This is a genomic window from Nannocystis exedens, from assembly GCF_002343915.1.
In the GTDB taxonomy this organism is placed as follows: domain Bacteria; phylum Myxococcota_A; class Polyangia; order Nannocystales; family Nannocystaceae; genus Nannocystis; species Nannocystis exedens.
In genome coordinates this window covers 10,048,130-10,070,038 of sequence record NZ_NETK01000001.1, presented here as the reverse complement: position 1 = coordinate 10,070,038, position 21,909 = coordinate 10,048,130, and the positions used below count along the sequence as shown (strand labels likewise).

The window sequence follows — 21,909 nt, the reverse complement described above, 5'->3', positions numbered from 1 at the left end:
CATGCCCGAGGGCGACACCCTCCACAAGGTCGCCGCGCGCCTGCAGGGGATGGTCGGCCAGCCGGTCACCCGCTTCGAGTCGGTGATCCCCGGGCTCGCGCTCGTCGGCCGCACGATCACCGCCGTCGAGGCCCGCGGCAAGAATCTCCTGATCTGGTTCGACGGCACCCACGCGCTCTACACCCATTTGCGCATGGAAGGCAGCTGGCACCTCTATCGACCGAACGGCCCGTGGCGCAAACCCGCCACCGCCGCCCGCGCCGTGATCGCCACCGAATCGTGGCTCGCCGTCTGCTTCTACGCCCCCGTCGTGGAGTGGCTGTCGGCCTGGGAGGTCGAGCACCACCCGGTGCTCGCCGCGCTCGGCCCCGACCTGCTCGGCCCCGACACCTCCGACCAGCCGCTCGCGCTCGCCCTGCAGCGCCTGCGCGCCGACCCGCGGCGGCCGATCGGCGAGGCCATCCTCGATCAGCGCCTCGTCGCCGGCCTCGGCAACGTCTACAAGAGCGAGCTGCTGTTCATGGAGCGGCTCGACCCGTTCGAGCCGGTCGGCGAGTACGACGATTCGACCCTCCTCCGCCTCCTGGAGGCCGGCCGCAAGTGGCTGCGCCGCAACCTCGGCGACGGTCCGCGCAAGACCCGGTGGGACGTCGGCCGCGCCAACAACTGGGTCTACAACCGCTCGGGCGAGCCGTGCCCGCGCTGCAACACCCCGCTCGCCATGCGCCGCCAGGGCGCCCTCGGCCGCACCACCTATTACTGCCCGCGCTGCCAGCAGGTCGGCGCGGCCGCCGAGCCCCCGCGCGGCCGCGTCCTCGTGCGCGGCCCGGCCCGCTGAAGCCTTTCGTCGCGCCGACGCGTCGAGGCCGGCAGCACCTGCGGCAGCACCCGCGCGCGCAGCTCCGCGAGGAACTCCTGCGGCCGGGTGAACGCCGCGAAGTGCCCCGCCTCACCGATGCTCGCGAACTCCTTGTGCGGCGCCTCCACCTCGGCGAAGAACGCCTGCGCCGGCCCTGACTGCGTGAAGATGTCGTCCTCGCCCTGGAACAGGAAGAACGGCAGCTCGAAGCGCGTCCCCTCGCGCCGCGCGTCGTAGCGCATGAACTCGGCGAACAGCTGCGCCGCCGAGAATTCCATCCCGCGCTGCAGGTGGTACACGTCGCGCAGCGAGAAGCCCGGCGAAGTCAGGATCGACGGCATCAGCAGCGTCCGTCCGACCTCGCGCATGCGCCGGTCCGTCTGCATGATCCACCGCTGCTTGCGCTGCCACGCCCGCAGGTCCCAGCGCGCCGGATCGGCCCCGATCGCCGCCAGCTCCGCCAGCCCGCGCCGGTCGCCGGCCTCGCGCAGGCGCGCCAGCGTCTGCGCGTACGACCGCGTCTCGTTCTCCGCGCCGACCCCGAAGTCGGTCGCCACATAGGCCGCGAACAGGTCGGGCCGGCGCCGGGCCAGCGGCGCCCCGATCATGTTGCCCATCGAGCCCGCCAGCAGCACCAGCGGGGCCGGCCGCAGGCGCGCGCGCACGTGCTCGGCCACCCGGGTCGCGTCGGCGATCAGCCGCTCGAAGCTCAGCGGAGCGCAGCCCGCCGCGCCGTTGCGTCCGAACGTCTTGCCGGCCCCCGGCTGGTCCCACTGCACGATCGTGAACTCGCGCTCCCACGCCCGCATCACCGGCGTGAACATCGAGAACGGCGCCCCGGGCCCGCCGTGCAGCACCAGCAGCGCCGGGTTCGAGCGGTCCTCCCCGCGGATCCCGATCCACTGATCGATCGCCCCGATCCGCACGAACCCCGCCTCGACGATCGCGTCCGACCGCGCCGTCTCGAGCCCCCTCGCCACCCGCCGCTGCGCCTGCCGCCGCCAGCCCAGCCCGGCCGCCAGCGACGCCGCCGTCACGCCGGCCGCTGCGGCCAAGATGCTCCCGATCATGTCGCCTCCGCATCACTGTGTATCTCGTACACAATTTTGTGTATGCTATACACAGTTCGCCCGTGTCCGTCAACAAGCCCGCTCGCAAGGCCTCCTCCCGTCCGCGCCGCCCGCCCGACCCGTTCGGCGGACAGGCGCGCAGCGTCGACCTCCTGTGGGGCGAGCGAGCGCGCCCGACCCGGGGTCCGCGGCCGGGCCTCAGCGCCGAGAGCATCGCCCGCGCCGCGATCGCCGTCGCCGACGCCGAGGGTCTCGACGCCGCGTCGATGCAGCGGGTCGCCGCCGAGCTCGGCTTCACGACCATGGCGCTGTACCGTCACGTCCCGGGCAAGGACGAGCTCGTCGACCTCATGGTCGACACCTGCCTCGGCCCGCCGCCGGCCCTCGCGGCCGTGCAGGGCTGGCGCGACCGCCTGACCGCCTGGGCCCGCGCCTTGTGGGCCGTGTTTCACCGCCACCCCTGGTCGCTCGCCGCCACGGGCCGCCTGCGCGTCATGGGCCCGCTCGAGCTCGCCTGGGCCGACGCCGCCCTCGCCGCCCTCGCCGACACCGGCCTGCCCGCCCACGAACGCCACCGGGCCTTCCTCGTCGTCCTCGGCCACGTCCGCAGCGCCGCCCAGTTCAGCGTCGGCAGCAGCCGCGCCCGCGGCCTGTCCGGCCCCCAGTGGGCCGCCGCCACCGCCGCCCTCGTCGAACGCGACCCGGCCCGCTTCCCCGCCCTGCACGCCGTCCTGGCCGCCGGCGGAACCGGCACGGGCAGCGGCGACGGCCTCGAGTTCGGCCTCGGCGTCGTCCTCGACGGCATCGCCGCCCTCGTCGCCCGAGGCACCCGCGCCCAGCGCTGAGTTTCGTACATGCCCGATCGGTCATGCCGGCTAGGACATGCCCCTCCCGACATGCCCGAAGCGCCATCTACCGCGGCGCGTCCGGTTGCGCCTCCGCGTGAGCCCTTTTAAAACAATCGAGCTCGGCGCAGTTGGTTTCCACCCGCAGCAGCGTCGGCAATCCCGTAAGGTCGACGCCGAACCGGCGGGCGAACGAAAGCTGGGGCACCAGCGCCAGATCGGCGAACGACAGCGCGTCGCCGACGCTGAACCGCCCGGCCACGGGCAGCGTCATCGCCTCGAGGGCCGCCAGCCCCTTGCCGACGAAACGGTGGATCCACGCCGTCGCGTCGACCCCGAGCGACTGCAGGTGGCGCTGCACCCCGGTGTTCTGCAGCGGCTGGATCCCCGCGTTGATCACCTCCGTCAATTGCCGCACCCGCGCGCGCGCCAGCGGATCGCGCGGCAGCAGCGGCGGCGTCGGCCAGCGCTCCTCGAGGAATTCCAAAATTGCGATCGACTGCGTCAGGTACAGCCCCTCCTCGATCTCGAGCACCGGCACCTGCGCCATCGGGTTGCGGCGGCGGTGCTCGGGCGAGTGCTGCGCGCCCTCCCCCGTCAGCAGATCGACCGCGACGTATTCGTAGGCCAGGCCCTTGTACGCCAGGGCGATCCGCACGCGCCAGGTCGCCGTACTGCGCCAAAATCCGTGGAGCTTCATGTGCCGCACGATAGACCCGGGCCGCGCCCGCCACCAGTCGTCCGGCCGTGCGCCCGCGCCCTCGCTCGCGGGGATCAACACCGCGCCGCCCCCTCGCTCGCGCCACTTCGCGATCCCGGTCAATTGCCTCGCGCCGCTGCATCGCTCCCGGAAACCAGCACGGCCCGTCACCTGCCTGGCGCCCGCTCTCTCGCTCGCGGCCATCTCCTCGCCGTCCCCCTGCCTCGCGTCCGCGCCCTCGCGGGAATCAATCCTCACGCCCGCGGTCCTCCGCGCGATGCCTGTACGTCGCGCCCTCGCCTGCTGCGCATCGCTGTCCTTCGCGTGTTCGCCGTGGGCCGGCGCCGAGCGGCCGTGGCAGCCCGTGCGCGGCGAGATCGCGGGATGGATCGCCGACCACGCCGTCTCGCTGGGCGGCGACGACGGCCGCCTCCCCATGGCCCCCGTGTGCGACGCCGTGCCCGCAGGCGCGATCGTCGGCCTCGGCGAGAGCAGCCACGGCGTCCACGAGGTGCGGCGCGGTCGCGCGGTGGTTCGACTGGGAGCAGCACGTGCGCCAGCTCGGTGTCGCCTGGCGGCCCGCGTTCGCCCGCTGGCCGCTGTCCAGCGTCGCCTGGGCGCGTCTCAGCCCCGCGCAGGCGTTCGACCTCGTGGTCCACTTTTCCACCGTCACTCCCATCATCCCGCTGTGAACGCTCTCGCGGGGAAGAACCGCTCACGCTCGCGTTCGGCCGCACGCGACAAGCCGCTGCGCCCGGGCGACGCGCAACTCGGCGCTCGCCGCGATGCACCATCCCCGCACGCTCACGCTTGCGATCCACGGCATCGTCCGCCCGCCCCGCGCACGTCCGCGCCGGGGGCCCGAGGCCCCGCGCGGCTCGCCGCATGATCGGCTACGGTGCCGTGCGGAGACGAACCGTGCCAGCGTATCGACTACCATCAATGCGTTTCCTCGCCGCCGCCGTGTGCCTGTGCGCCGCCTGCCCCGGCGATTCCGGCGACACCACCGACTCGGCCGCGGGCACCGACACCACCACCGATTCGGGCCCGACCACCGGCGTCGCCACCGACGATCCCGCGCCGACCTCCTCGACCACGAGCCAGCCGCCGGACACCACCGACGGTCCGACCTCGAACCCCACCGACGGGCCCGTCACCACCACGGACACCACGACCACCGTCACCACCGACGAGCCCTCGACCGGCGACACCACCACCGGCGGGCAGGCCACCAGCGTCGTCGTCCACCTGGTCCCGCAGCCGGGCGTCGACGGCCAGCAGCGCGTCAACTTCGCCGTTCCGCTGGCCCCCGGCGTGCTCGCCGACGACACCCGGATCCAGGTCCACCACGCCGGCACCGAGCTGGCGACCGCCCTGCGCGGCCTGGCCCGTCATCCCGACGGCAGCTGGCGCAGCGTGCAGATCCAGGTCGACCTCGCCATCGCCGGCGAGACCGACCTCGACGTCACCCTGAACGCCGCCCCGGCGGCCGGCTCGATCGACCTCGTCCCGGTCGCCGAAACCCTCGCGGGAGACGACGCCGGCCCGCGCGTGTGGGCACTGCTGCCGCCCGAGTGGCTGGCGGCCAGCCGATTCGCCGGCCCGCTCGGCACCGCCGCCGCCGCCGAGGGCACCCCCGGCCAGGCCTGGTCGGACAATTGCGACTACGACGAATGGGACGTCGAGGCCTTCCTCGGCGCGATGGGCTCCGCCGACGTCTGGCTGTACGATCGCGGCACGATCCACTACCGCGGCCACGCCCGCCGCGGCGACCTCTCCACCCTGCGCTCCGCCTATCTCGAGACCACCATCTATCGCAACGGCCTCGGCGGCCAGGGCCCGAACACCGGCATCGGCGTGCCCGGCAAGACCGGCGACGCCAAGTATTATTATACGCAGAACATGGCCCTGCATTACCTCTTCACCGGCGACGACCGCTTCCGCGAGAGCGCCGAGGACGTCGCCGAGGCCTACGCCGACCTGTGGAACCCCGTCTACGACGGCGGCGACGGCTTCTGGACCGAGCGCCACGCCGGCTTCGGCCTCTTGGCCTACGTCTGGGCGATGAACGTCTCCGACGATCAGGCCCAGCAATTCCGCGACCTCGCCGACGAGGCCGTCACCGCCTACCTCGACGTGCAGGACAGCTACCCGCCCGGCTACGACGATCCCGACGCCCGCTGCTTCGCCCACACCGACGTCGCCGCCGACGAGGACTTCGGCTTCTGGGGCTGTTCGCCGTGGCTCAGCGCGATCCTGGCCGACGGCCTCGACCAGTACGCCACCGAGTCGCCCGGCGCCCAGGCCGACGCCGCTCGCGCCTCGATCGTCAAGCTCGGCCGCGTCATCGCCCGCGACGGCCTCGACCCCGACGGCAAGCCCTTCTACTGGATGGGCGTCGGCGACGGCAACGGCGCAGTCGACGACTACGACGAGCACTGGGGCGAGAGCGCCTACGTCGTCGCCATGGCCTATTACCACGACGGCTCCACCGACGCCGAGCTGCGCCAGACCGCCGAGGACCTCGCCGCCGGCTTCGGCGACCTCGGCGAGGTCCCGCACATGCGCAGCTTCAACTGGCAGTGCCGCTCCGCCGTCGCCACCCCGTGGTTTCTGGCCCAATGATGGGACATGTCCGAACGAGCCTATCCGTCCGGACATGGTCCGAGAGCGTCCCCGCCGCCCTCGCGCCGCGGGCGCGCGTCGCCGCCCGACCGCGGTCGCCCCCGCCGGATCCGTCGCAGCACACCCGCCGCGTGCTCGGCTGGTTCGTCCTTCGAGACATGTCCTTCATGACATGTCTCGAACGATGAATCATCGCGCCTTTCGGCGATCGCGCGCAGCTCGTCCGGCAGGCGCCCCGCAGCCCACGCGCCGTCGCCGCGCCCACCGCCTCAGCCGAGGTACACTCCGCCGTTCTCGACCGCCCGCGCCACGCGAATCGCCTCGAGGATGTTGAGCAGGCGGAAGCGCAGCTCGTCGAGCCCGATCTCGGGCCAGCGGACGGTGTTACCGAGCAGCACCTGCACCTCGCGCTCGAGCACGTCGAGGTCCTCCTTTTCCGCGTGGATGTCGTGCGTCGCCAGCGTCGGCAGCAGCGTCAGCCCCAGCGCGCGCGCCGTGTCCGAGCCGTACACCTTCACGCGCCAGCGCTCGGGCCCCGCGAGGTCGTTGCGCGGCGGCTCCGCGGCCAGCGTCCGCAGCTCGCCGTCGGCCGTGCGCACATAGGCGTGAGTGATGAGCGTCATCGGGCCTCCGCCCGCAGTGTCGCGCATTCGCCCGCCGCGTGCACCCCCGCCCTCGGCTCCGCTCGCGGCCCGTGCGAGCGCGCGAGGTTCACATCCCCGGTCACAGACTCGTCGAGCGGCCCGCGACATCCTCGTAGCCGGGCGCCGACACGCCCAGCTCCGGGACCGCTCCCTGCGCGTCGCGGCCGATCCATGGCGACCCGACAGCATCGAACAGCGCCAGGGCGCCGGTCGTCGCCGGCGCGAAGCCGCCGTGATGAGCCACGACCGCGACGCTCTCCCGCGCCGCCGCGTTGTACGACGCCTCCGGCAGGAGGCGCTGCTGCGCCGCGTCGACGGCCGCCTGCGCGCCGATCAGCGTGCGAAACGGAGAGCGCTGCCCCGGGTTCAGCGTCTCGGCGCGTCGTACCTGGCAACCCACGAGGCGGGCGCGCCCCCTGGCGACCGATTCGACGCGACCCATGGCTGCGGCGCCGTACGAGCGGCGCCGATCGACGGCGGCGCGCACGTGATCGCCCGCGAACGCGAACTCGGCCGAGGCGCGAACCGGCGGGGACGCCCGCGCAAAAGCTGCGAGCGACGTGTTTCGCCCGGCCAACGTCGGTCCGGCGTAAATCACGTGTCGCGTCCGCATCGGACCCGACAACGAGGGCAACATCTACACCGCCGACTGCGAGAACGGCCAGGGCACCGATCCGGCCGACATCTTCAAGTTCGCGCCCGACGGCCAGCCGCTCACCTCAACCAACGACCCCGGCCTGTTCGGCCCGTTCGGCCTCGCCATCTCCGGCACCGTCCTCGCCGGCGACCCGCCCGTCGCGTGGTTCTACCCGCTCGTCGCCAGCGACCTCGACGGCGACGACCTCACCTACGCGATCGTGTCCGGCCCGCCCGACATGCTCCTCGACCCCGTCAGCGACCTGCTGTCGTGGTCGGTCACCAGCGAGGACATCGGCGAGCACCCGTCGTCCTCAGCGTCGACGACGGCCACGGCGGCGTCACCGAGCAGATGTTCGTCCTGCTCGTCACCTCCGCCTGGGCTCGCGGCGCCGCGAAGCGTGTGTCCTTCGGAGCATGTCTTTCGAGGCATGACCTCCGAGCCATCCGGCGTTCCGTCGGTTCGTCGAGGTCGGGCCAGCGACCGCCTCGCCCCGTGCGCTCGCCACGACATGTCTTTCGAGACATTTCCCGAGAGCCGGCCGACGCTCCGGTCTCCCCGTCGAGCTCGCGCCTCCTCCCGCGACGGACAGCCTGTTTCATCCGGTTCGAACCCCCGACCGCGTCGATTGGGGTTGCGAGACCACACCTGTCACCGGCCGCGCGTTTTCGCCCATCGACTCGAATAGGCTTCCAGACCCTTCACTATCCGCGTGCATGAGACGCGGCATCATGTATCCTATCCATGGATGTCAGATGTCACCGAGCGCTCGATTTCGCCCTCGCTCGTGCGTGCCGCCGTCGACGCCGCGGAGCAACGCGGTGAAGCCATCGCCGACGTCCCGCTGACGGCGATCGCCGCCGCTGCCGGCATCTCGCGCAGCACCTTGCTGCGGCGACTCGGCGGCTCGCGGCGCGCGCTCGACGAGGCCGTGCGCGCCGCGGGGCTCGACCTCGGGGGTCGTGAGCCCGTGCGCGAGCGAGCCGTCGTCGCCGGGGCGCAGAAGATCAGCGAGGCCGGCATCGCCGCGCTCACCCTCGAGTCCGTCGCCGACGCCGCCGGTTGCTCGGTGCACAGCCTCTACGTCACCTTCGGCGGGCGGGATGGTCTGCTCGCCGCGATCTTCGAGCGCTACAGCCCGCTCCACGCCTTCGAGGAGCTCACCGCCGACGCGTCGACCGACCTGCGGGCCACCGTGCGCGCGATCTATCGCGCCCTGGTCGCCAACCTCGACCGCGAGCCGCGCGTGACGCCTGCGCTGCTGGCCGACGTGTTCAGCCGCCCCGACGGCCCCGCCAGCCGGATCTTCCAGCGCTTCTTCCCGCGCCTGCTGGCCAGCGTGGGAGCCTGGCTTTCCGGCCATGTCCATGCAGGCAGGATCCGTCCCCTGCCGCTGACGATCCTCCTGCAGCAGTTGATCGGCCCGCTGGCGATCCACCTGCTCATTCGTCCCGCGTGGGGCAGCGTCCTCGCCGGGCAGCTCCCCGACGTGGCCACCGCCTGCGAGCTCTTCGCCGACAACTTCCTCCGCGCCGTCGCCGTCCCCAACCCTGAAAGAGAGGCCTGATCATGCGTCGATCCGTCGCCGCCCTCGGCAGCACCCTGTTCTTCTTCGTCGGTCCCGGCACTGTCGCCGGCCTCGTGCCCTGGCTGCTCACCCGCTGGCACATGCGCGACCTGCCGCTGTGGGCGCCCATGCGTCTGCTCGGCGCGGCCATGATCGCAGCCGCGCTCGTCGTCATCATGCAGGCGTTCGTGCGCTTCGTCGTCGAGGGCTTCGGCACGCCGGTGCCGGTCGCCGCGCCCGACCGGCTGGTCGTCGGCGGGATCTACCGTCACGTCCGCAACCCGATGTACGTCGCCCTGCTCACCGCGATCCTCGGCCAGGCGCTGCTGCTCGCCCAGCCCGTGCTGCTGCTGTGGGCCCTCGTCGTCTGGCTGTTCTTCTCGACCTTCGTCCGCCTCTACGAGGAACCTGTCCTTGCGCGCAGGTTCGGCGAGTCCTACGCGACCTACCGCCGCAACGTCCCGGCCTGGTGGCCCCGCCTGTCCCCCTGGCGCGGCCGATAGCCGCCGCGGCGCCGGCACGCCTCGACTGACCCGAGCGCTGCGAAGAGGCGATGGCATGTCTTCCAAGACATGCCCTTCGGGCCAGCCGCCGCCCGGGCCCCGCGCCCGCCTCGCCCCTTGCCTGCGGCGGCCCTCGTGGTCTCCTCGGGCCCGCGTGTCCACCTCCACCGATCGCACCGCGTTCGCCCACAAGTACGGCCCCTGGGCGGTCGTCGCCGGCGCCTCCGAGGGCCTCGGCGCCGCCTTCGCCCGCGGCCTCGCCGACCGCGGCCTCAACCTCCTCTTGCTCGCGCGCCGGCCCGACGCGCTCGAGGCCGTCGCGACGCCCTTGCGCGCCCGCGTCGACGTCCGCACCGCGGCGCTGGACCTCGCCGCCCCCGACCTCGCCGACCAGCTCGCGCGCGTCAGCGACGGCCTCGACGTCGGCCTCTGCGTCTACAACGCCGCGCTGTCGCGGATCGGCTCGTTCCTCGACGTCCCGCTGGCCGACAAGCTCAAGATCGTCGACGTCAATTGTCGCGGCCCGCTGATCGCCGCCCACGTGTTCGGCGAGCGCCTCGTCGAGCGCGGCCGCGGCGGACTGCTGCTGATGTCCTCGCTCACCGCCTTCTGGGGCTCGCCGCTGGTCGCCACCTACGGCGCCACCAAGGCCTTCAACCTCTCGCTCGGCGAGGCGCTGTGGTACGAGCTCGGCCCGCGCGGCGTCGACGTCCTGGTCTGCTGCGCCGGGGCCACGCGCACCCCCGGCTTCGAGCGCTCGAGCGGCCCAGACGGCCCGCGGGCCATGGAGCCCGACGCCGTCGTCGCCGAGGCCCTGCAGGCGTTGGGCGGCCCGCCGAGCGCCGTCCCCGGCGGCCTCAACAAGTTCGCCGCCTTCGTGCTCGGGCGCCTGTTCCCGCGCAAGCGGGCCGTCGCCCTCATGGGCTCGCAGACCGCCCGCCTGCACGCGCGAGACTGACGCCAGCGCGTCGGCGTCGTCTCCGGCGTCGAGCCCATCACGCCCCGCGCGCGCTCCAAGCCGGCGAACTCGCGCCGACGACGATCGGTCGCTCGATTCGTCGTCTCGCCATGGGTCAGCCCGCGATCCGTCGAGGCCGAAGAGCTCGCCTTCACGCCCGGGTTACGGCTTCACGGCTCCGCCCCGATCCACAGCGGTGTCCGCTGCGCGCGCGCGAATCGCCGCGCCGCCCGGATCCGCCGCTGCGCCTCCGCCGGCGAGAACCGCCCGACCATTGCCCGCCCGTCCGCCTCGGCCGCGTGCATGCAGGCCACCGCGTTCTCGCGCGACAGCCCGAAGTTCCGCTCCAGCACCTCGACCACCAGCTCCTGCGGCGTGTAGTCGTCGTCGCGCAGCACCACCGCCACCGACGCCGCCGCCAGGTCGACCTCCGCCTCGACCTCGCCGTGGCAGAGGATCGTCAGCACCGCCGCCGCCTCGACCTCGCCGAGCGCCAGCACCCGCGTCGCCGCCGTCTCCCGGCGCGTCAGCCCGGCCCACAGATCCACGCACGTGATCGCCCGCCCGCGCTGGCGCGCCGCCGCGTCCGCGTAAGCCAGGATCTGCGCCGTCGCCAGCGCGTCCGCCCGAGCAGGCTCCGCGCGGTCGAGCTCCGCCAGCGCCGCCGCCTCGACCGTCCCCGCGCGTTCGGGCCCCAGCGCCGCCGCGATCCGCTCGTCCTGCAGAAGCCCGTACAGCACGTGCGGCGTGCACAAGAATCGGTGATCACGGGTCCGACAGGCGTGCCCCGCCACCGCGATCGCCACCTCGGCGTCCTCGGCGTAGCGCGGCTCCTGCTCGCGGATCTGCCGCGCCACCCCGCGCTGATAGCGGTGCACCAGCCACGCCGACATCCCGGCGAGGGCGACGTAGGCCACCGTCAGCGGATCCATTCAATAGATCCCGGGCACGATGCGCCAGCGCACCCGTCGCTCGTACTCCTGCCACAATGCCCCGTACTTGGCGCGGCAGCGGCGGTCGTCGTCGATCTGCCGCGGCACCAGGAGCACCAGGTAATACAGCGGGTACAGCCACGGCCCCCATTCGCTCGGATAGCCGAGCGACAGCGCCAGCGCCGTCGCCATCGCGATCTCGCCGAGATAATTGATGTGCCGCGACAGCCCCCAGAACCCACTCACGAGGATCTGCTTCTCGCCGTCGGTCAGCACCTCCGGCTTGATGCGCCCGAACGCCAGCTTGTCCGGCCGCGTCTTGAACCAGAACTTCTGCATGTTGGCCCCGCGGGCCAGCATCCAGCCGGTGAAGAACAGCAGCGCGCACAGGCCGAGCAGCGGCGCCGGCGTGTGCGGGTTCGGCAGCGCGGCGGTGGTCCACAGCCCGACCGCGTAGAAGAACGGGTAGAACGTCAGGCAGCCCCACCCGAGCTTGAAGCCGACGCGCTCGGCCACGAAGTCGTAGGTGTAGAGGTGGACCTCCTCGAAGTTGAGGTACTCCCACAGGAAGAACGAGAACAGCGCCACGTGCAGCAGCACCCCCGGCGACGGGTCATGGGGGTACAGCAGCAGGTGGTGGGCCGCGAACGACAGCAGGTTGAGCTGCAGCATCACCGCCCCGATCAAATAGAGGAACATCTTGGCGTCGATGTGCCCCTCCAGCCATTGCGGGTTGGCCAGCCGCCCGAGGTACAGATCGGCCAGGAGCCCGCGCCGGGGCGCCGCCGGCAGCACGATCGCCAGCGTGAACAAGAGCCCCAGCGCGCACGCCGTCGCCAGCGTCTCCGCGCGGTGGACGTACAGCCAGTCCCACGGCACAAGGCCGGTCGCCCCCGCGACGAAGTACAGCCCCACCGTCAGCGCCATCACCCGCACCCCGTTGAGGCGGTAGCGGAGCGGCGCCCCCGTGGCCTCGTCGCGCACGTAGCCGGTCACGCGGCGACCGGGCACGATCAGGTGGAGCACGAACACCAGCCCGTACAGGGCGATCAGCGCGAACGCGGGCGACACGCCCCGGAGGCTACGGGACCGGGGCGGCGCCTGTAAAGCCTCCGCCCGCGTGCGTCGCGCCCCGACCCGTGCCAAGCTCCGGCATGCCCCTGCTCCGCGCCCCCGTCCCCGTCCTCGTCGGCCTGCTCCTCAGCGCATGTTCCAAAGGCCAGGTAGAGCCCACCGACCCCGGCGGCGGCGGCAAGGTCTGCACCGAGATCGGCTGCATCGGCGGCCTGCGGATCGAGCTGCAGCCGAACGCCGGCTGGCCGGCGGGCGACTACACGTTCGCCTTCGCGCTCGACGGCGTCCCCGTCACCTGCAAGGGCGCCCTGCCCCTGCGCGCCTGCGACGCCGGGCCCTCGCTCACCTGCGACGTCCCCGACCGCGTGCAGATCGGCGAATCCGGGTGCGCCCTGCCACCCGAACAACATGGCTTCGCGGACATCCAGATCCCGAGCAGCCCGGCGGCCGTCGAGCTCAAGATCCAGCGCGGCGAGGAGACCATCTACGCCGGCAACATCGCCCCCACCTACGTCGAGACGCGGCCCAACGGCCCCGGGTGCGAGCCGGTCTGCCGCGGCGCCACCGCCCAGGTGGCGATCCCATGACCTGGCCCGAAAGCCAGCTTGTCGCCGCCGCGGGCCTGCGCTAGCGTCAGGCCGTGGACCCGCGCCCCCTGGTCGAGGAGCACGCGCTGTCGCACCGCGCGGCCGGCCCCGAGGTGGCGGGCGAGCATTACGACAACCGCCTGATCCGCGGCGACAACCTCGCCGTCCTGCGCGCGCTCGAGCCCGAGTTCGCCGGCGGGATCCGCTGCGTCTACATCGACCCGCCGTACAACACCGGCCGCGCCTTCGCCCACTACGACGACGGCATCGAGCACGCGCGCTGGCTGGCCGACATGCGCGCGCGGCTCGAGGTTTTGCGCCGCCTGCTCGCCGCCGACGGCACCCTGTTCGTCCACATCGACGACAACGAGCTCGGCTACCTGATCGTCCTGCTCGACGACATCTTCGGCCGGGCCAACCGGGCCTCGGTCGTCACCTTCAAGCAGGGCGCGCCGACCGGCCACAAGGCGATCAACCCCGGCTGCGTCACGACCTCCAACTTCGTCCTCGTGTATTGCAAGGACCGCGCGCGCTGGAGCCCGCAGCGGCTGTACACCGGCCGCGAGCGCGACCCGCGGTACGCCCAGTTCATCGTCAACCGCGACGCCCCGCACGCCGAGTGGCGGCTCGTCACCCTGATGCGCGCCTTCGCCGACGCCTGCGGCCTGGGCGAGCGCGCGGCCCAGCGGCTGGCCAGGGCCGAGCCGGCGCGCCTCGACGAGTTCGTGCTCGCCCACGCCGACGCCGTCGTCCGCCTCGCGCGGCCCGACTACAACGCCGTCAGCGCCGCCGCGCGGGCCATGATCGACCGCTCGAAGGCCGAGCCCGACGTCGTCCTCCGCCTGGAACGCGACGTCCACGACGACTTCTACTTCGTCCGCGGCGAGCGGATCCTCTTCTACGCCGCCAAGCTCAAGCTCATCGACGGCCGGCGGGTCGCCGGCGAGCCGCTCACCACGATCTGGGACGACCTGCTGTCGAACAACCTGCACAACGAGGGCGGCGTCGCCTTCCCCAAGGGCAAGAAGCCCGAGGCGCTGCTGCGCCGGGTGATCGAGCTGTCGACCTGCCCGGGCGACTGGGTCCTCGACGTCTACGCCGGCTCGGGCACCACCGGCGCCGTCGCCCACAAGCTGCGGCGGCGGTGGATCCTCGTCGAGCGCGGCGAGCACTGCGACACCCTGGTCGCCCCGCGCCTGCGCGCGGTCGTCGACGGCCGCGACCCCAGCGGTGTCACCGCGGCGGCCGGCTGGAGCGGCGGCGGCGGGTTCCGCTACTTCCGCGCCGAGGCTGGCGAATCAGACATGTCCTCCGAGTCCTGTCCTTAGCGACAGGACCTGAAGGACATGTCCCTCCAGTCCATCAGCAGGGCGCGGACATCTCCACGCCGGCCCACTGCTGGGCGCACGGGGTGTCGTTCGGGTTGTAGGCGTCGGGGTTCCACGCGCCGCACTCGAGCTCGGACATGCAGGCGCCGAAGTCGTCGAGCGCCGCCTTGCGCGACGGGCAGTCGCCCCAGTAGCCGTAGGTCGCGTCGAGGCACTCCTGCTGGTCGTCGTAGTAGGTCCCGCCGCACTCCTTGTAGCGGCGGCAGAACGCCTGCATCCCGTCCTCGCCGGGCAGCACCCCCGGCCCGTCGGTCGGCGCCGGCTCGGTCGTGCTCGTGGTCTCGGCCGCCGTCGTCTCGATCGCCGTCGTGCCGGTCGTCGGCTCGCCCGTCGTCGGAACGGTCGTCTCGTCGACGCCGGTGTCGGTCGCCTCGCTGGCGGCGGTGCCGTCGGAGTCGTCGGTCGCGTTGCTCGCGTTGCTCGCGTTCGAACCGTCGCTCGGGTTCGTCGTCGTCACCGTCGGGTGGGTCGCCGAGTCGAGCGGGTCCTTCTCGTCGGCGCAGGCCAGGCTCAGGCACGCGGCCAGGGCGATGCATGGGGGGATGAAATCACGGGGGGTCACGCGGCGCGGAACATAGGAAAACGAGGCCGGCATGGCCAGCCGCGCGATCGACGCGACAGCCACCGTCGCCCGGCGTATCCTGGGCCATGCTCCTTACGCTTACGCATCGGTCCCGGCTGTCGCTGTGCCTCGGCGTCGCCCTCACGAGTGGTTGCAGCGCGAGCGGCAGCGACGGTCGCGAGTGTTTGAACCTCCCGCGTCCGCCCTCGCGGGATGTCATCGAACATGTGCGGGTGTTCCCCTCGGTCGCGATCGAGGGTGGCGTCGATCTCCTGCTCGCGCCGACGGGCGATCGCTGGTACCTCGCCACCCAGAGCGGGCAGGTTTACACCTTCCCCAACGTCGCCGATCCGCCCGCGCCGACCCTGTTCGCCGACCTCGCGCCGCAGCTCGTCGGCGGCGGCGAGGCGGGCCTCCTCGGCATGGCCTTTCACCCCGACTACGCCGACAACGGCGAGGTCTTCCTGTCGTACACCGGCCCCGGCGGCCCGGTGTTCGAGTCGCGCCTGTCTCGTTTTCACACGCGCGACGGCCTCACCCTCGACCTCGCCAGCGAGGAGCCGATCCTCGTACTGGAGCAGCCCTACTCCAACCACAACGGCGGCGACATCGGCTTCGGCCGCGACGGCTTCCTCTACTTCGGCCTCGGCGACGGCGGAGCCAGCGGCGATCCGCAGCACCGCGCCCAGGACCCCGACAGTTTGCTCGGCAAGATCCTCCGCCTCGACGTCGACGCCGGCGACCCGTACGCCATCCCAGCCGACAACCCCTATGCGGCCGGCGGCGGCCGCCCCGAGATCTTCGCGCTCGGCCTGCGCAACCCGTGGCGCTTCAACTTCGATCGCGCCACCGGCGAGCTGTGGGCCGGCGACGTCGGCCAGAACGTGTGGGAGGAGGTCGACAAGATCGTCCTCGGCGGCAACTACGGCTGGAACATCAAGGAGGGCCTCGACTGCTTCGGCCAGGACGCCTGCGCCGGCGCCGGCCTCGTCGACCCCGTGGCGCAGTACCGCAACACCGGCGGCGCGTCGGTGATCGCCGGCTTCGTCTACCGCGGCGCCGCCCTGCCCGACGTCGCCGGTTTGTTCCTCTACACCGACTTCTACGGCCAGACCTTGTGGGGCGTCGCCGAGGGCGCGGCCCCGGTCGTGCTCAGCGAGGCCGGCGTGCGCGGCACCGTCGGCTTCGCCGAGGACCAGGACGGCGAGCTGTACGCCCTCGCCTACGCCGGCGGGATCTACCGCCTGCGCGCCGCGACGCCGGCGACGGGCCCTGTCCTTCCCGACATGCTCTCGGAGACAGGCTGCCTCGACGTCGCCGACCCGCGGCGCCCGCCCCCCGGCGCCGTCGCTTACGAGCTCAACGTCCCGTTCTGGTCCGACGGCGCCGACAAGACCCGCTGGATGTTCCTGCCGCCGGGCCGCCCCGCCGAGGTCGCAGAGGACGGCGACCTTTTGCTGCCGGCCGGCAGCGTCGTCGTCAAGACCTTCGAGCTGGGCGGCGCGCCGGTCGAGACGCGCCTGCTGGTCCACCACGGCGACGGCGCGTGGGCCGGCTACAGCTACGCCTGGGACGAGGGCGGCGGCGACGCTCGCCTGCTCGACGCCGGCGAGACGCGGGTCGTCGGCGCGCAGACGTGGATCTTCCCCGACGGCGCCGATTGCATGTACTGCCATTCTCGCGCCGCCGGCCGCACCCTCGGCCTCGAGCTGGCCCAGCTCGCGCGCGAGGTCCCCGGCGACGACGGCGAGCCGATCGATCAGGTGTTCCTGCTCGCCTCGAACGGCGTGCTCCGCGATCCGCCGGAGGTCGCGCCGCTGCCCGCGACCGCCGGCGACGCCCCGCTGGCCGAGCGCGCCCGCGCCTATCTGCACGCCAATTGTTCGCAGTGCCACCGCCCCGACGCCCCCAGCGGCCGCGCCCGCATCGACCTGCGCCGGAGCGTCCCCGCGGCGATGATGAACCTGTGCGAGGCAGCTCCGCGCTCCGGCGACCTCGACCTCGAGGGCGCCGCCCTGCTCACCCCCGGCGACCCCGCGCGATCGATCCTCTCCGCCCGCATGCACACCCTCGGCAGCACGCGCATGCCCGCCGTCGGCTCGGCCGTCGTCGACGCCGAGGGAGCCGCCCTGATCGACGCCTGGATCGCGGCGCTCACCGCCTGCCCCGATTGAACGGCGAGGTCGCAAGCAGCACCTCGGCTGCCGCAGCCGCGAGCCGTGAGGTCGCGACCGCCCCCCTCGTGCTAGCGTCGGCGGAGAGAAAACCGCCATGCCCAAAGGATCTTGCCTGTGCGGCGCCGTGACCTTCGAGGTCGCCGGCCCGCTGCCCCCGCCGAACGCGTGCCATTGCTCGCAGTGCCGCAAGCAGTCGGGCCATTACTGGGCCTCGACCGACGTCCCGCGCGCCGCCCTGACGGTCGCCGGCGAGGACCGCCTCACCTGGTTCCGCTCGTCGGAGAAAGTGCGCCGCGGCTTCTGCTCGACCTGCGGCTCGTGGCTGTTCTGGGACCCGATCTTCGCCCCGAAGATCGCCGTCGCCATGGGCGCCTTCGACGCGCCGACGGGCGCCCGCCTGGCAATGCACATTCACGTCGCCGACAAGGGCGATTACTACGACATCGGCGACGACCTGCCGCAGCACCAGCATTGACGGATCGGCGACGGCCGCAGCATCACCGTGGACGCCGCATGCATCCCGGCGTCCCGCCTGAACCCGAGCTCCGACGTGCGATGTCGATGCCGGAGCGCGAGCGCGGACGGCTCCTCGCGCGCGGTCCCGGCTCGTGTCGCCATGCCGTTGGGCCGTCCGCGCTGACGAGCGACCGACGCGCCGGCAGCTCCGCTCGCGCTCCGCGGCGAACCGCTGTGCCGCGTGCCCCGCCCGGCCGCCGCGACCTTCGCCCGCGCGTGTCCATCCCCGCGCGCTCCCGCGTGGGCCAGCCTCGCGACGTGCAGGCGGGGCCCGTGATACGTTGGCTCGCGCATGCGCCGTCCGCTCCTGCTCCTCGCCCTCGCCTGCCTGTCCGCCTGCAAGACCACGACGACGGGTCGGGCGAAGGCCCCCGCGGCGACCGAGTCGGGCGCCTTCGGCACTCCGATCGCCGGGGCCGACGACTCGCCCCTCGACCCGACCACCACGTCGTCGGGCGCCTTCGCCAACCCTGGGGGCCCGCGCGCCGGCCGGGACGGCCGCACCGAGGACCCGGAGCGGATCGCCGACCTCAAGGCCCAGGGCAGCGCCGCGGCCCCGCCCGGGCCGCCCGGCTCGTCCAAGGACCGCCCGCTGCCGACCTGCGGCACCACCGGCTCCTACGTCGCCGTCGCCGACGCCGAGTGTGAGGACGGCACCCGCCCGTTCGACGGCGACATCCCGAGCGGCATGCGGGCCCGCCGCGGCAACGTCGGCGCCAACAAGGACGGCCACGTCATCGACCTGTACGAAGTGCCATGTCCCGAGGGCCCGCGGAAGATCTTCGTCGACATGTACGCCTGCGACCGCGCCCAGCCGTCGCGCTCCGAGTTCGAGCGCGACACCTACGTGCGCGACGCCTTCCTCGTCGGCGACCACGCCCGCTTCAGCGAGCGCTGCTTCGCCGAGCAGGCCCGCGGCCCCGACCGCGTGTCGCTGATGCTGCAGACCTGCCTGCCGGCCATGCCGACCGCCCTGCGCGAGCAGGGCAAGGTCGCCGAGGCCCACGCCTGGCTCTCCCGCTACTGCGGCGGCACCCCGCCCCCGACCGCCGACGAGCCCAAGCGGTGGGTCTACTTCCGCAACGTCCTCGAGGCCCTCGACGCCCTGCGCGTGCAACAGAACCGCGCCGAGAGCGACCGCGCCTGGGAGCGCAAGAACGTCGCCGCCGAGTACGCCAAGGTCTGCGACGTCGACCTCAAGGCCTTCGAGCGCTGGCTCAAGGACAACCCCGAGTGACCGCTTTGCGGGGCATGTCCTCGAGGTCATGTCCGTTCAGGCATGACCGTGAGAACATGTCCTCGCTCACCACGACCACGGCGGGTCGTCGCCGACGATCACGACGTCGGCCGGGCGGCGGGCGAACAGCCCCACGCTGACGACCCCGGCGATCTGGTTCAGCGCCGCCTCGAGCGCCTCGGGCTCGTCGAGCGCGAGCCCGTGGACGTCGACGATCCAGCCGCCGTTGTCGGTGACCACGCCCTCGCGCCACACGGGCGTGCCGCCGGTCATCGCCGCGATCGTGCGGGCGACCAGCGCGCGCGCCATCGGGATGACCTCGACCGGCAGCGGGACCCCGCCGAGCCGCGGCACCCGCTTGCTCGGGTCGATGATGCAGACGAACCGCTCGGACGCCGCCGCCACGATCTTCTCGCGGGTCAGCGCCGCCCCGCCCCCCTTGATCAGGCGCCGCTGCGGGTCGCAGGCGTCGGCGCCGTCGACGTAGAGCGGCAGCGGCCCGCTCGTGTTGAGGTCGAGCACCGCGATCCCGCGGGCCCGCAGGCGCGCGGCCGTCTGCTCCGAGCTCGCCACCGCCCCGGCGACCCGCGCCTGCGGCAGCGCGTCGATGAAGTGGGCCACGGTCGAGCCGGTGCCCACGCCGACGACTGTCCCTGCGGACACGTGAGCCAGCGCCGCCAGCGCCGCCCGCTGCTTCGCGTCCGTCACCATCGGCTCACATCGGCAGCACCGGCGCGCAGGTCGACACGCCGGCGCCGACCACCAGCAGCGGCGCGTTCTCGGTCAGCACCGTGAGGTCCTGCACCCCGTTCATGTCGCTGTCGTCGTAGTCGAGGTGGGTGACCTCGGAGTTGAACAGGTCGTTGTCGCTGTCGGTGAAGAAGTAGAAGTCGCCGGCGAAGAAGGCGAACGCGAACGCGCCGTTGTTGATCTCGAGCCCGTTCAGCGGCAGCACGTCGAGCGCCGCGCCGGTGTCCTTGTCGGCCTCGACCAGCTTCGAAGGGAACTGCCCGCCGAAGATGAACGCCCGCCCGTCGCCGGTGCCGGTCAGCTCGGCACCGTCGAAGTTGGTCTTGCCGAGCTTGGACAGCGCGAGGTCGTTCGGATCGATGGTGATGAAGTCGCCGGCGTTGGGGCCCTCGGAGTAGCCGCCGAAGCCGCTGTACGTGTTGCCGTAGATCCGGTCGCACTTGTCGCTGTCGCTGTTCGACACGAACGCCATGCCGAAGTTCGTCACCCCGTTCTGGCCGGGGACGAAGCCCGGGTCGCTGCAGTCGGCGACGTTGGTGACGTCGACCTTGCGCAGCTCCCCGGTGCCGTTGAACTGCACCCACGCGTAGCCGAGCCGGTCGACCGCCATCGAGAACGTATTGGTCATGCCGCAGCCGATCGCGCCCAGCATCGTGAAGCTGTTGGTCTCGGGGAAGTACTTCCACAGCTCGGCGTCGTCGGAGAGGACGAAGATCCCGTCGTCGAGCGGCACCTCGATGTCCGGGCAGGCGCACGGCTCGGGCTCGCCGGTGGTCGAGTCGGTCGTCGTCTCGCCCGTCTCGCTCGTCGTGGTCGTCGACGTGGACGTGGTCGTCGTATCGGTCGTGGTCGTGGTCGTGTCGATCGGGTCCGTCGTGCCCGTGCTCGTGCTCGTGCTCGTCTCCGGCTCCGTCGTGCTCGTGCTCGTGCTCGTGCTCGTCGTCGGCGTCGTCGTCGTCGGCGTCCCCGACTCCGACTCGCCCGCCGTGCCGGTGTCCTCCGAGGTCGCACTCGTCGGGCCGGCGCTGGTCGAGGTCGGAGACGGGTCCGTCATATTTGTGTCACTGGCCGACATCGAGACCCCGACGGTCTGGGACGCGCCGTCGTCGCCGCAAGCGAGCAGGCAGGAGAGGGCGATAGCGGACAAAGGCGAAGTTCGCATGAACGGCAGAATAACCCGCCGGCGCGGCCACCTGAACCGATCGGCGGCGGCCCCGGCGGAGGACTCTCATCGCCGGGCGGGCCCGGCCTCGGGTCCACGGGCGGCGGCCCCGGCGTGCGTGGACGCGCGCGCCCGCGGGGGGCGCCTCCTCTGGACCTGCGCTCCCCGCTGGTAGCCTGAACGGGCCTTGTCCACGGCAGTCGAAGTCGAAGAGTTCGTCCCTCCGCCGGCCACCAGCTCGCCCGAAGTCGGCGGGCTCATGTGGAGTCACGTGATCGGCGCTGGGCTGATGCACCTGGTGTGCGTCGCGGCGCCTTTCACCTTCTCGTGGAGCGGCTTCGGCGTCGCCCTCGCGCTCTGGTGGCTCGCCGGCGGCGTCGGCATCTGCCTCGGGTATCACCGCCTGCTGTGTCACCGCAGCTTCACGGTCCCGCGGTTTTTGACGTACGTCATCGTCCTGTTCGGCACCCTGAGCTGGCAGGGCAGCCCGGTGCTGTGGGTCGGCAAGCATCGCCTGCACCACCGCTGGTCCGACCAGGAGCACGACCCGCACTCGCCGCGGCACGGCCTCTTGTGGGCGCACATGCTGTGGGTCTTCATGCGCGCCGACGAGGACGCCGAGCGCGCGTTCGCCCGCGACCTCCTGCGCGACCCGGTGATGCGGTGGTTCGACCGCTGGCACTACGTCCCGCAGTTCGTGCTGGCGGTCCTGCTCTACGTCGTCGGCGAGGCGTGGCTCGGGCAGGGCTGGAGCTGGGTCGTGTGGGGCATCCCGGTGCGCCTGGTCTTCACGTATCACGCGACCTGGCTCGTCAACTCCGCCGCCCACCGCTGGGGTTACCGCAACTACGAGACCCGCGACGACTCGCGCAACAACTGGTGGGTCGCCCTCTTGACCTTCGGCGAGGGCTGGCACAACAACCACCACGCCCACCAGCGCGCCGCGGCCCACGGCCGGCGGTGGTTCGAGCTCGACATCACCTACCTCATGATCCGCGGCCTCGCGCTCGTCGGCCTCGCGCGCGACATCGTCGCCCCGCGCGAGCCGCTGAAGTCCTGAGCCGGCGCGTGCGCGCCTGCAGACGGCGCCGGCCGCCGGGCCTTGCGTGGGCTCGC

22 protein-coding genes are annotated in these 21,909 nt (G+C 72.5%); 13 read left to right on the top strand and 9 right to left on the bottom strand.

The genetic code is table 11. The features are described 5' to 3' along the window. Position 1: 1 nt before the first annotated feature. Positions 2 to 838 carry an Fpg/Nei family DNA glycosylase gene (locus NAEX_RS39240; protein ID WP_096332586.1) on the top strand — a complete coding sequence of 279 codons (837 nt, stop codon included), beginning with the start codon at positions 2 to 4 and terminating at the stop codon, positions 836 to 838. On the opposite strand, the gene NAEX_RS39235 is transcribed toward NAEX_RS39240, so the two are convergent. Continuing rightward, positions 757 to 1,929: an alpha/beta fold hydrolase gene (locus NAEX_RS39235; protein ID WP_096332585.1), complete on the bottom strand. Its 1,173-nt coding sequence runs from the start codon at positions 1,927 to 1,929 to the stop codon at positions 757 to 759. The two genes, NAEX_RS39240 and NAEX_RS39235, sit on opposite strands and share 82 nt — an antisense overlap. 62 nt (positions 1,930 to 1,991) lie before the next feature. Between NAEX_RS39235 and NAEX_RS39230 the strand changes: the two genes are divergently transcribed. Further along, positions 1,992 to 2,774 (top strand): TetR/AcrR family transcriptional regulator, encoded by a 783-nt coding sequence (locus NAEX_RS39230; protein WP_096332584.1) that lies wholly within the window; start codon positions 1,992 to 1,994, stop codon positions 2,772 to 2,774. A 67-nt stretch (positions 2,775 to 2,841) separates the two neighbouring features. Here the strand turns inward: NAEX_RS39230 and maiA are convergent, their stop codons facing one another. Next, positions 2,842 to 3,474 carry a maleylacetoacetate isomerase gene (gene maiA, locus NAEX_RS39225; protein ID WP_096333876.1) on the bottom strand — a complete coding sequence of 211 codons (633 nt, stop codon included), beginning with the start codon at positions 3,472 to 3,474 and terminating at the stop codon, positions 2,842 to 2,844. A gap of 551 nt (positions 3,475 to 4,025) precedes the next feature. On the opposite strand from maiA, the gene NAEX_RS51440 reads away from it, so the two are divergent. Next, a complete protein-coding gene (locus tag NAEX_RS51440; protein WP_170136387.1) occupies positions 4,026 to 4,166 on the top strand; it encodes a hypothetical protein in 141 nt (46 codons plus the stop codon). A gap of 250 nt (positions 4,167 to 4,416) precedes the next feature. Next, complete coding sequence (locus tag NAEX_RS39220) at positions 4,417 to 6,099, top strand: hypothetical protein (protein ID WP_096332583.1); 1,683 nt, start codon at positions 4,417 to 4,419, stop codon at positions 6,097 to 6,099. Positions 6,100 to 6,368: 269 nt separating this feature from the next. On the opposite strand, the gene NAEX_RS39215 is transcribed toward NAEX_RS39220, so the two are convergent. Further along, positions 6,369 to 6,722 carry a hypothetical protein gene (locus tag NAEX_RS39215; protein WP_096332582.1) on the bottom strand — a complete coding sequence of 118 codons (354 nt, stop codon included), beginning with the start codon at positions 6,720 to 6,722 and terminating at the stop codon, positions 6,369 to 6,371. Between the two features lie 100 nt (positions 6,723 to 6,822). After that, positions 6,823 to 7,341, bottom strand: coding sequence for a hypothetical protein (locus NAEX_RS39210; protein WP_143140995.1), 519 nt, complete (start codon positions 7,339 to 7,341; stop codon positions 6,823 to 6,825). Between the two features lie 787 nt (positions 7,342 to 8,128). On the opposite strand from NAEX_RS39210, the gene NAEX_RS39205 reads away from it, so the two are divergent. The 3 genes from NAEX_RS39205 (at position 8,129) to NAEX_RS39195 (ending at position 10,408) form a co-directional block, all read left to right on the top strand. Beyond that, entirely contained in the window at positions 8,129 to 8,947 is an 819-nt protein-coding gene (locus NAEX_RS39205) for a TetR/AcrR family transcriptional regulator (RefSeq protein WP_096332580.1), read from the top strand. 2 nt (positions 8,948 to 8,949) lie between these two features. Then, positions 8,950 to 9,450 carry a methyltransferase family protein gene (locus tag NAEX_RS39200; RefSeq protein ID WP_096332579.1) on the top strand — a complete coding sequence of 167 codons (501 nt, stop codon included), beginning with the start codon at positions 8,950 to 8,952 and terminating at the stop codon, positions 9,448 to 9,450. Between the two features lie 154 nt (positions 9,451 to 9,604). Beyond that, entirely contained in the window at positions 9,605 to 10,408 is an 804-nt protein-coding gene (locus NAEX_RS39195) for an SDR family NAD(P)-dependent oxidoreductase (protein WP_211302552.1), read from the top strand. A gap of 170 nt (positions 10,409 to 10,578) precedes the next feature. Here the strand turns inward: NAEX_RS39195 and NAEX_RS39190 are convergent, their stop codons facing one another. After that, positions 10,579 to 11,340, bottom strand: a complete 762-nt coding sequence (locus NAEX_RS39190; RefSeq protein ID WP_177325992.1) for an ATP-dependent Clp protease adaptor ClpS — start codon at positions 11,338 to 11,340, stop codon at positions 10,579 to 10,581. Next, the gene (locus NAEX_RS39185; protein ID WP_096332577.1) at positions 11,341 to 12,411 is read right to left on the bottom strand and encodes a phosphatidylethanolamine N-methyltransferase family domain-containing protein; all 1,071 of its coding nucleotides are present in this window, start codon (positions 12,409 to 12,411) and stop codon (positions 11,341 to 11,343) included. Between the two features lie 83 nt (positions 12,412 to 12,494). Here NAEX_RS39185 and NAEX_RS39180 point away from each other — a divergent pair, with 83 nt between their 5' ends. Then, positions 12,495 to 13,001 carry a hypothetical protein gene (locus NAEX_RS39180; RefSeq protein WP_096332576.1) on the top strand — a complete coding sequence of 169 codons (507 nt, stop codon included), beginning with the start codon at positions 12,495 to 12,497 and terminating at the stop codon, positions 12,999 to 13,001. 53 nt (positions 13,002 to 13,054) lie between these two features. Further along, the gene (locus NAEX_RS39175) at positions 13,055 to 14,329 is read left to right on the top strand and encodes a site-specific DNA-methyltransferase (protein WP_096332575.1); all 1,275 of its coding nucleotides are present in this window, start codon (positions 13,055 to 13,057) and stop codon (positions 14,327 to 14,329) included. Between the two features lie 34 nt (positions 14,330 to 14,363). On the opposite strand, the gene NAEX_RS39170 is transcribed toward NAEX_RS39175, so the two are convergent. Next, a complete protein-coding gene (locus tag NAEX_RS39170) occupies positions 14,364 to 14,951 on the bottom strand; it encodes a hypothetical protein (protein WP_143140996.1) in 588 nt (195 codons plus the stop codon). A 233-nt stretch (positions 14,952 to 15,184) separates the two neighbouring features. On the opposite strand from NAEX_RS39170, the gene NAEX_RS39165 reads away from it, so the two are divergent. From NAEX_RS39165 to NAEX_RS39155, 3 genes are all read left to right on the top strand, one after another. Further along, on the top strand, positions 15,185 to 17,125 hold the full coding sequence (locus NAEX_RS39165) for a PQQ-dependent sugar dehydrogenase (protein ID WP_170136386.1): 1,941 nt from the start codon (positions 15,185 to 15,187) through the stop codon (positions 17,123 to 17,125). Between the two features lie 97 nt (positions 17,126 to 17,222). Next, on the top strand, positions 17,223 to 17,603 hold the full coding sequence (locus NAEX_RS39160) for a GFA family protein (protein ID WP_096332572.1): 381 nt from the start codon (positions 17,223 to 17,225) through the stop codon (positions 17,601 to 17,603). A 333-nt stretch (positions 17,604 to 17,936) separates the two neighbouring features. Continuing rightward, positions 17,937 to 18,881, top strand: coding sequence for a hypothetical protein (locus tag NAEX_RS39155; protein ID WP_096332571.1), 945 nt, complete (start codon positions 17,937 to 17,939; stop codon positions 18,879 to 18,881). Positions 18,882 to 18,947: 66 nt separating this feature from the next. On the opposite strand, the gene rpiA is transcribed toward NAEX_RS39155, so the two are convergent. Continuing rightward, positions 18,948 to 19,592: a ribose-5-phosphate isomerase RpiA gene (gene rpiA, locus NAEX_RS39150; RefSeq protein WP_218163363.1), complete on the bottom strand. Its 645-nt coding sequence runs from the start codon at positions 19,590 to 19,592 to the stop codon at positions 18,948 to 18,950. A 4-nt stretch (positions 19,593 to 19,596) separates the two neighbouring features. Further along, positions 19,597 to 20,685: a hypothetical protein gene (locus tag NAEX_RS52485; RefSeq protein WP_177325993.1), complete on the bottom strand. Its 1,089-nt coding sequence runs from the start codon at positions 20,683 to 20,685 to the stop codon at positions 19,597 to 19,599. Positions 20,686 to 20,980: 295 nt separating this feature from the next. Here NAEX_RS52485 and NAEX_RS39135 point away from each other — a divergent pair, with 295 nt between their 5' ends. Then, a complete protein-coding gene (locus NAEX_RS39135; protein WP_211302551.1) occupies positions 20,981 to 21,853 on the top strand; it encodes an acyl-CoA desaturase in 873 nt (290 codons plus the stop codon). The last annotated feature ends 56 nt before the right edge of the window (positions 21,854 to 21,909 follow it).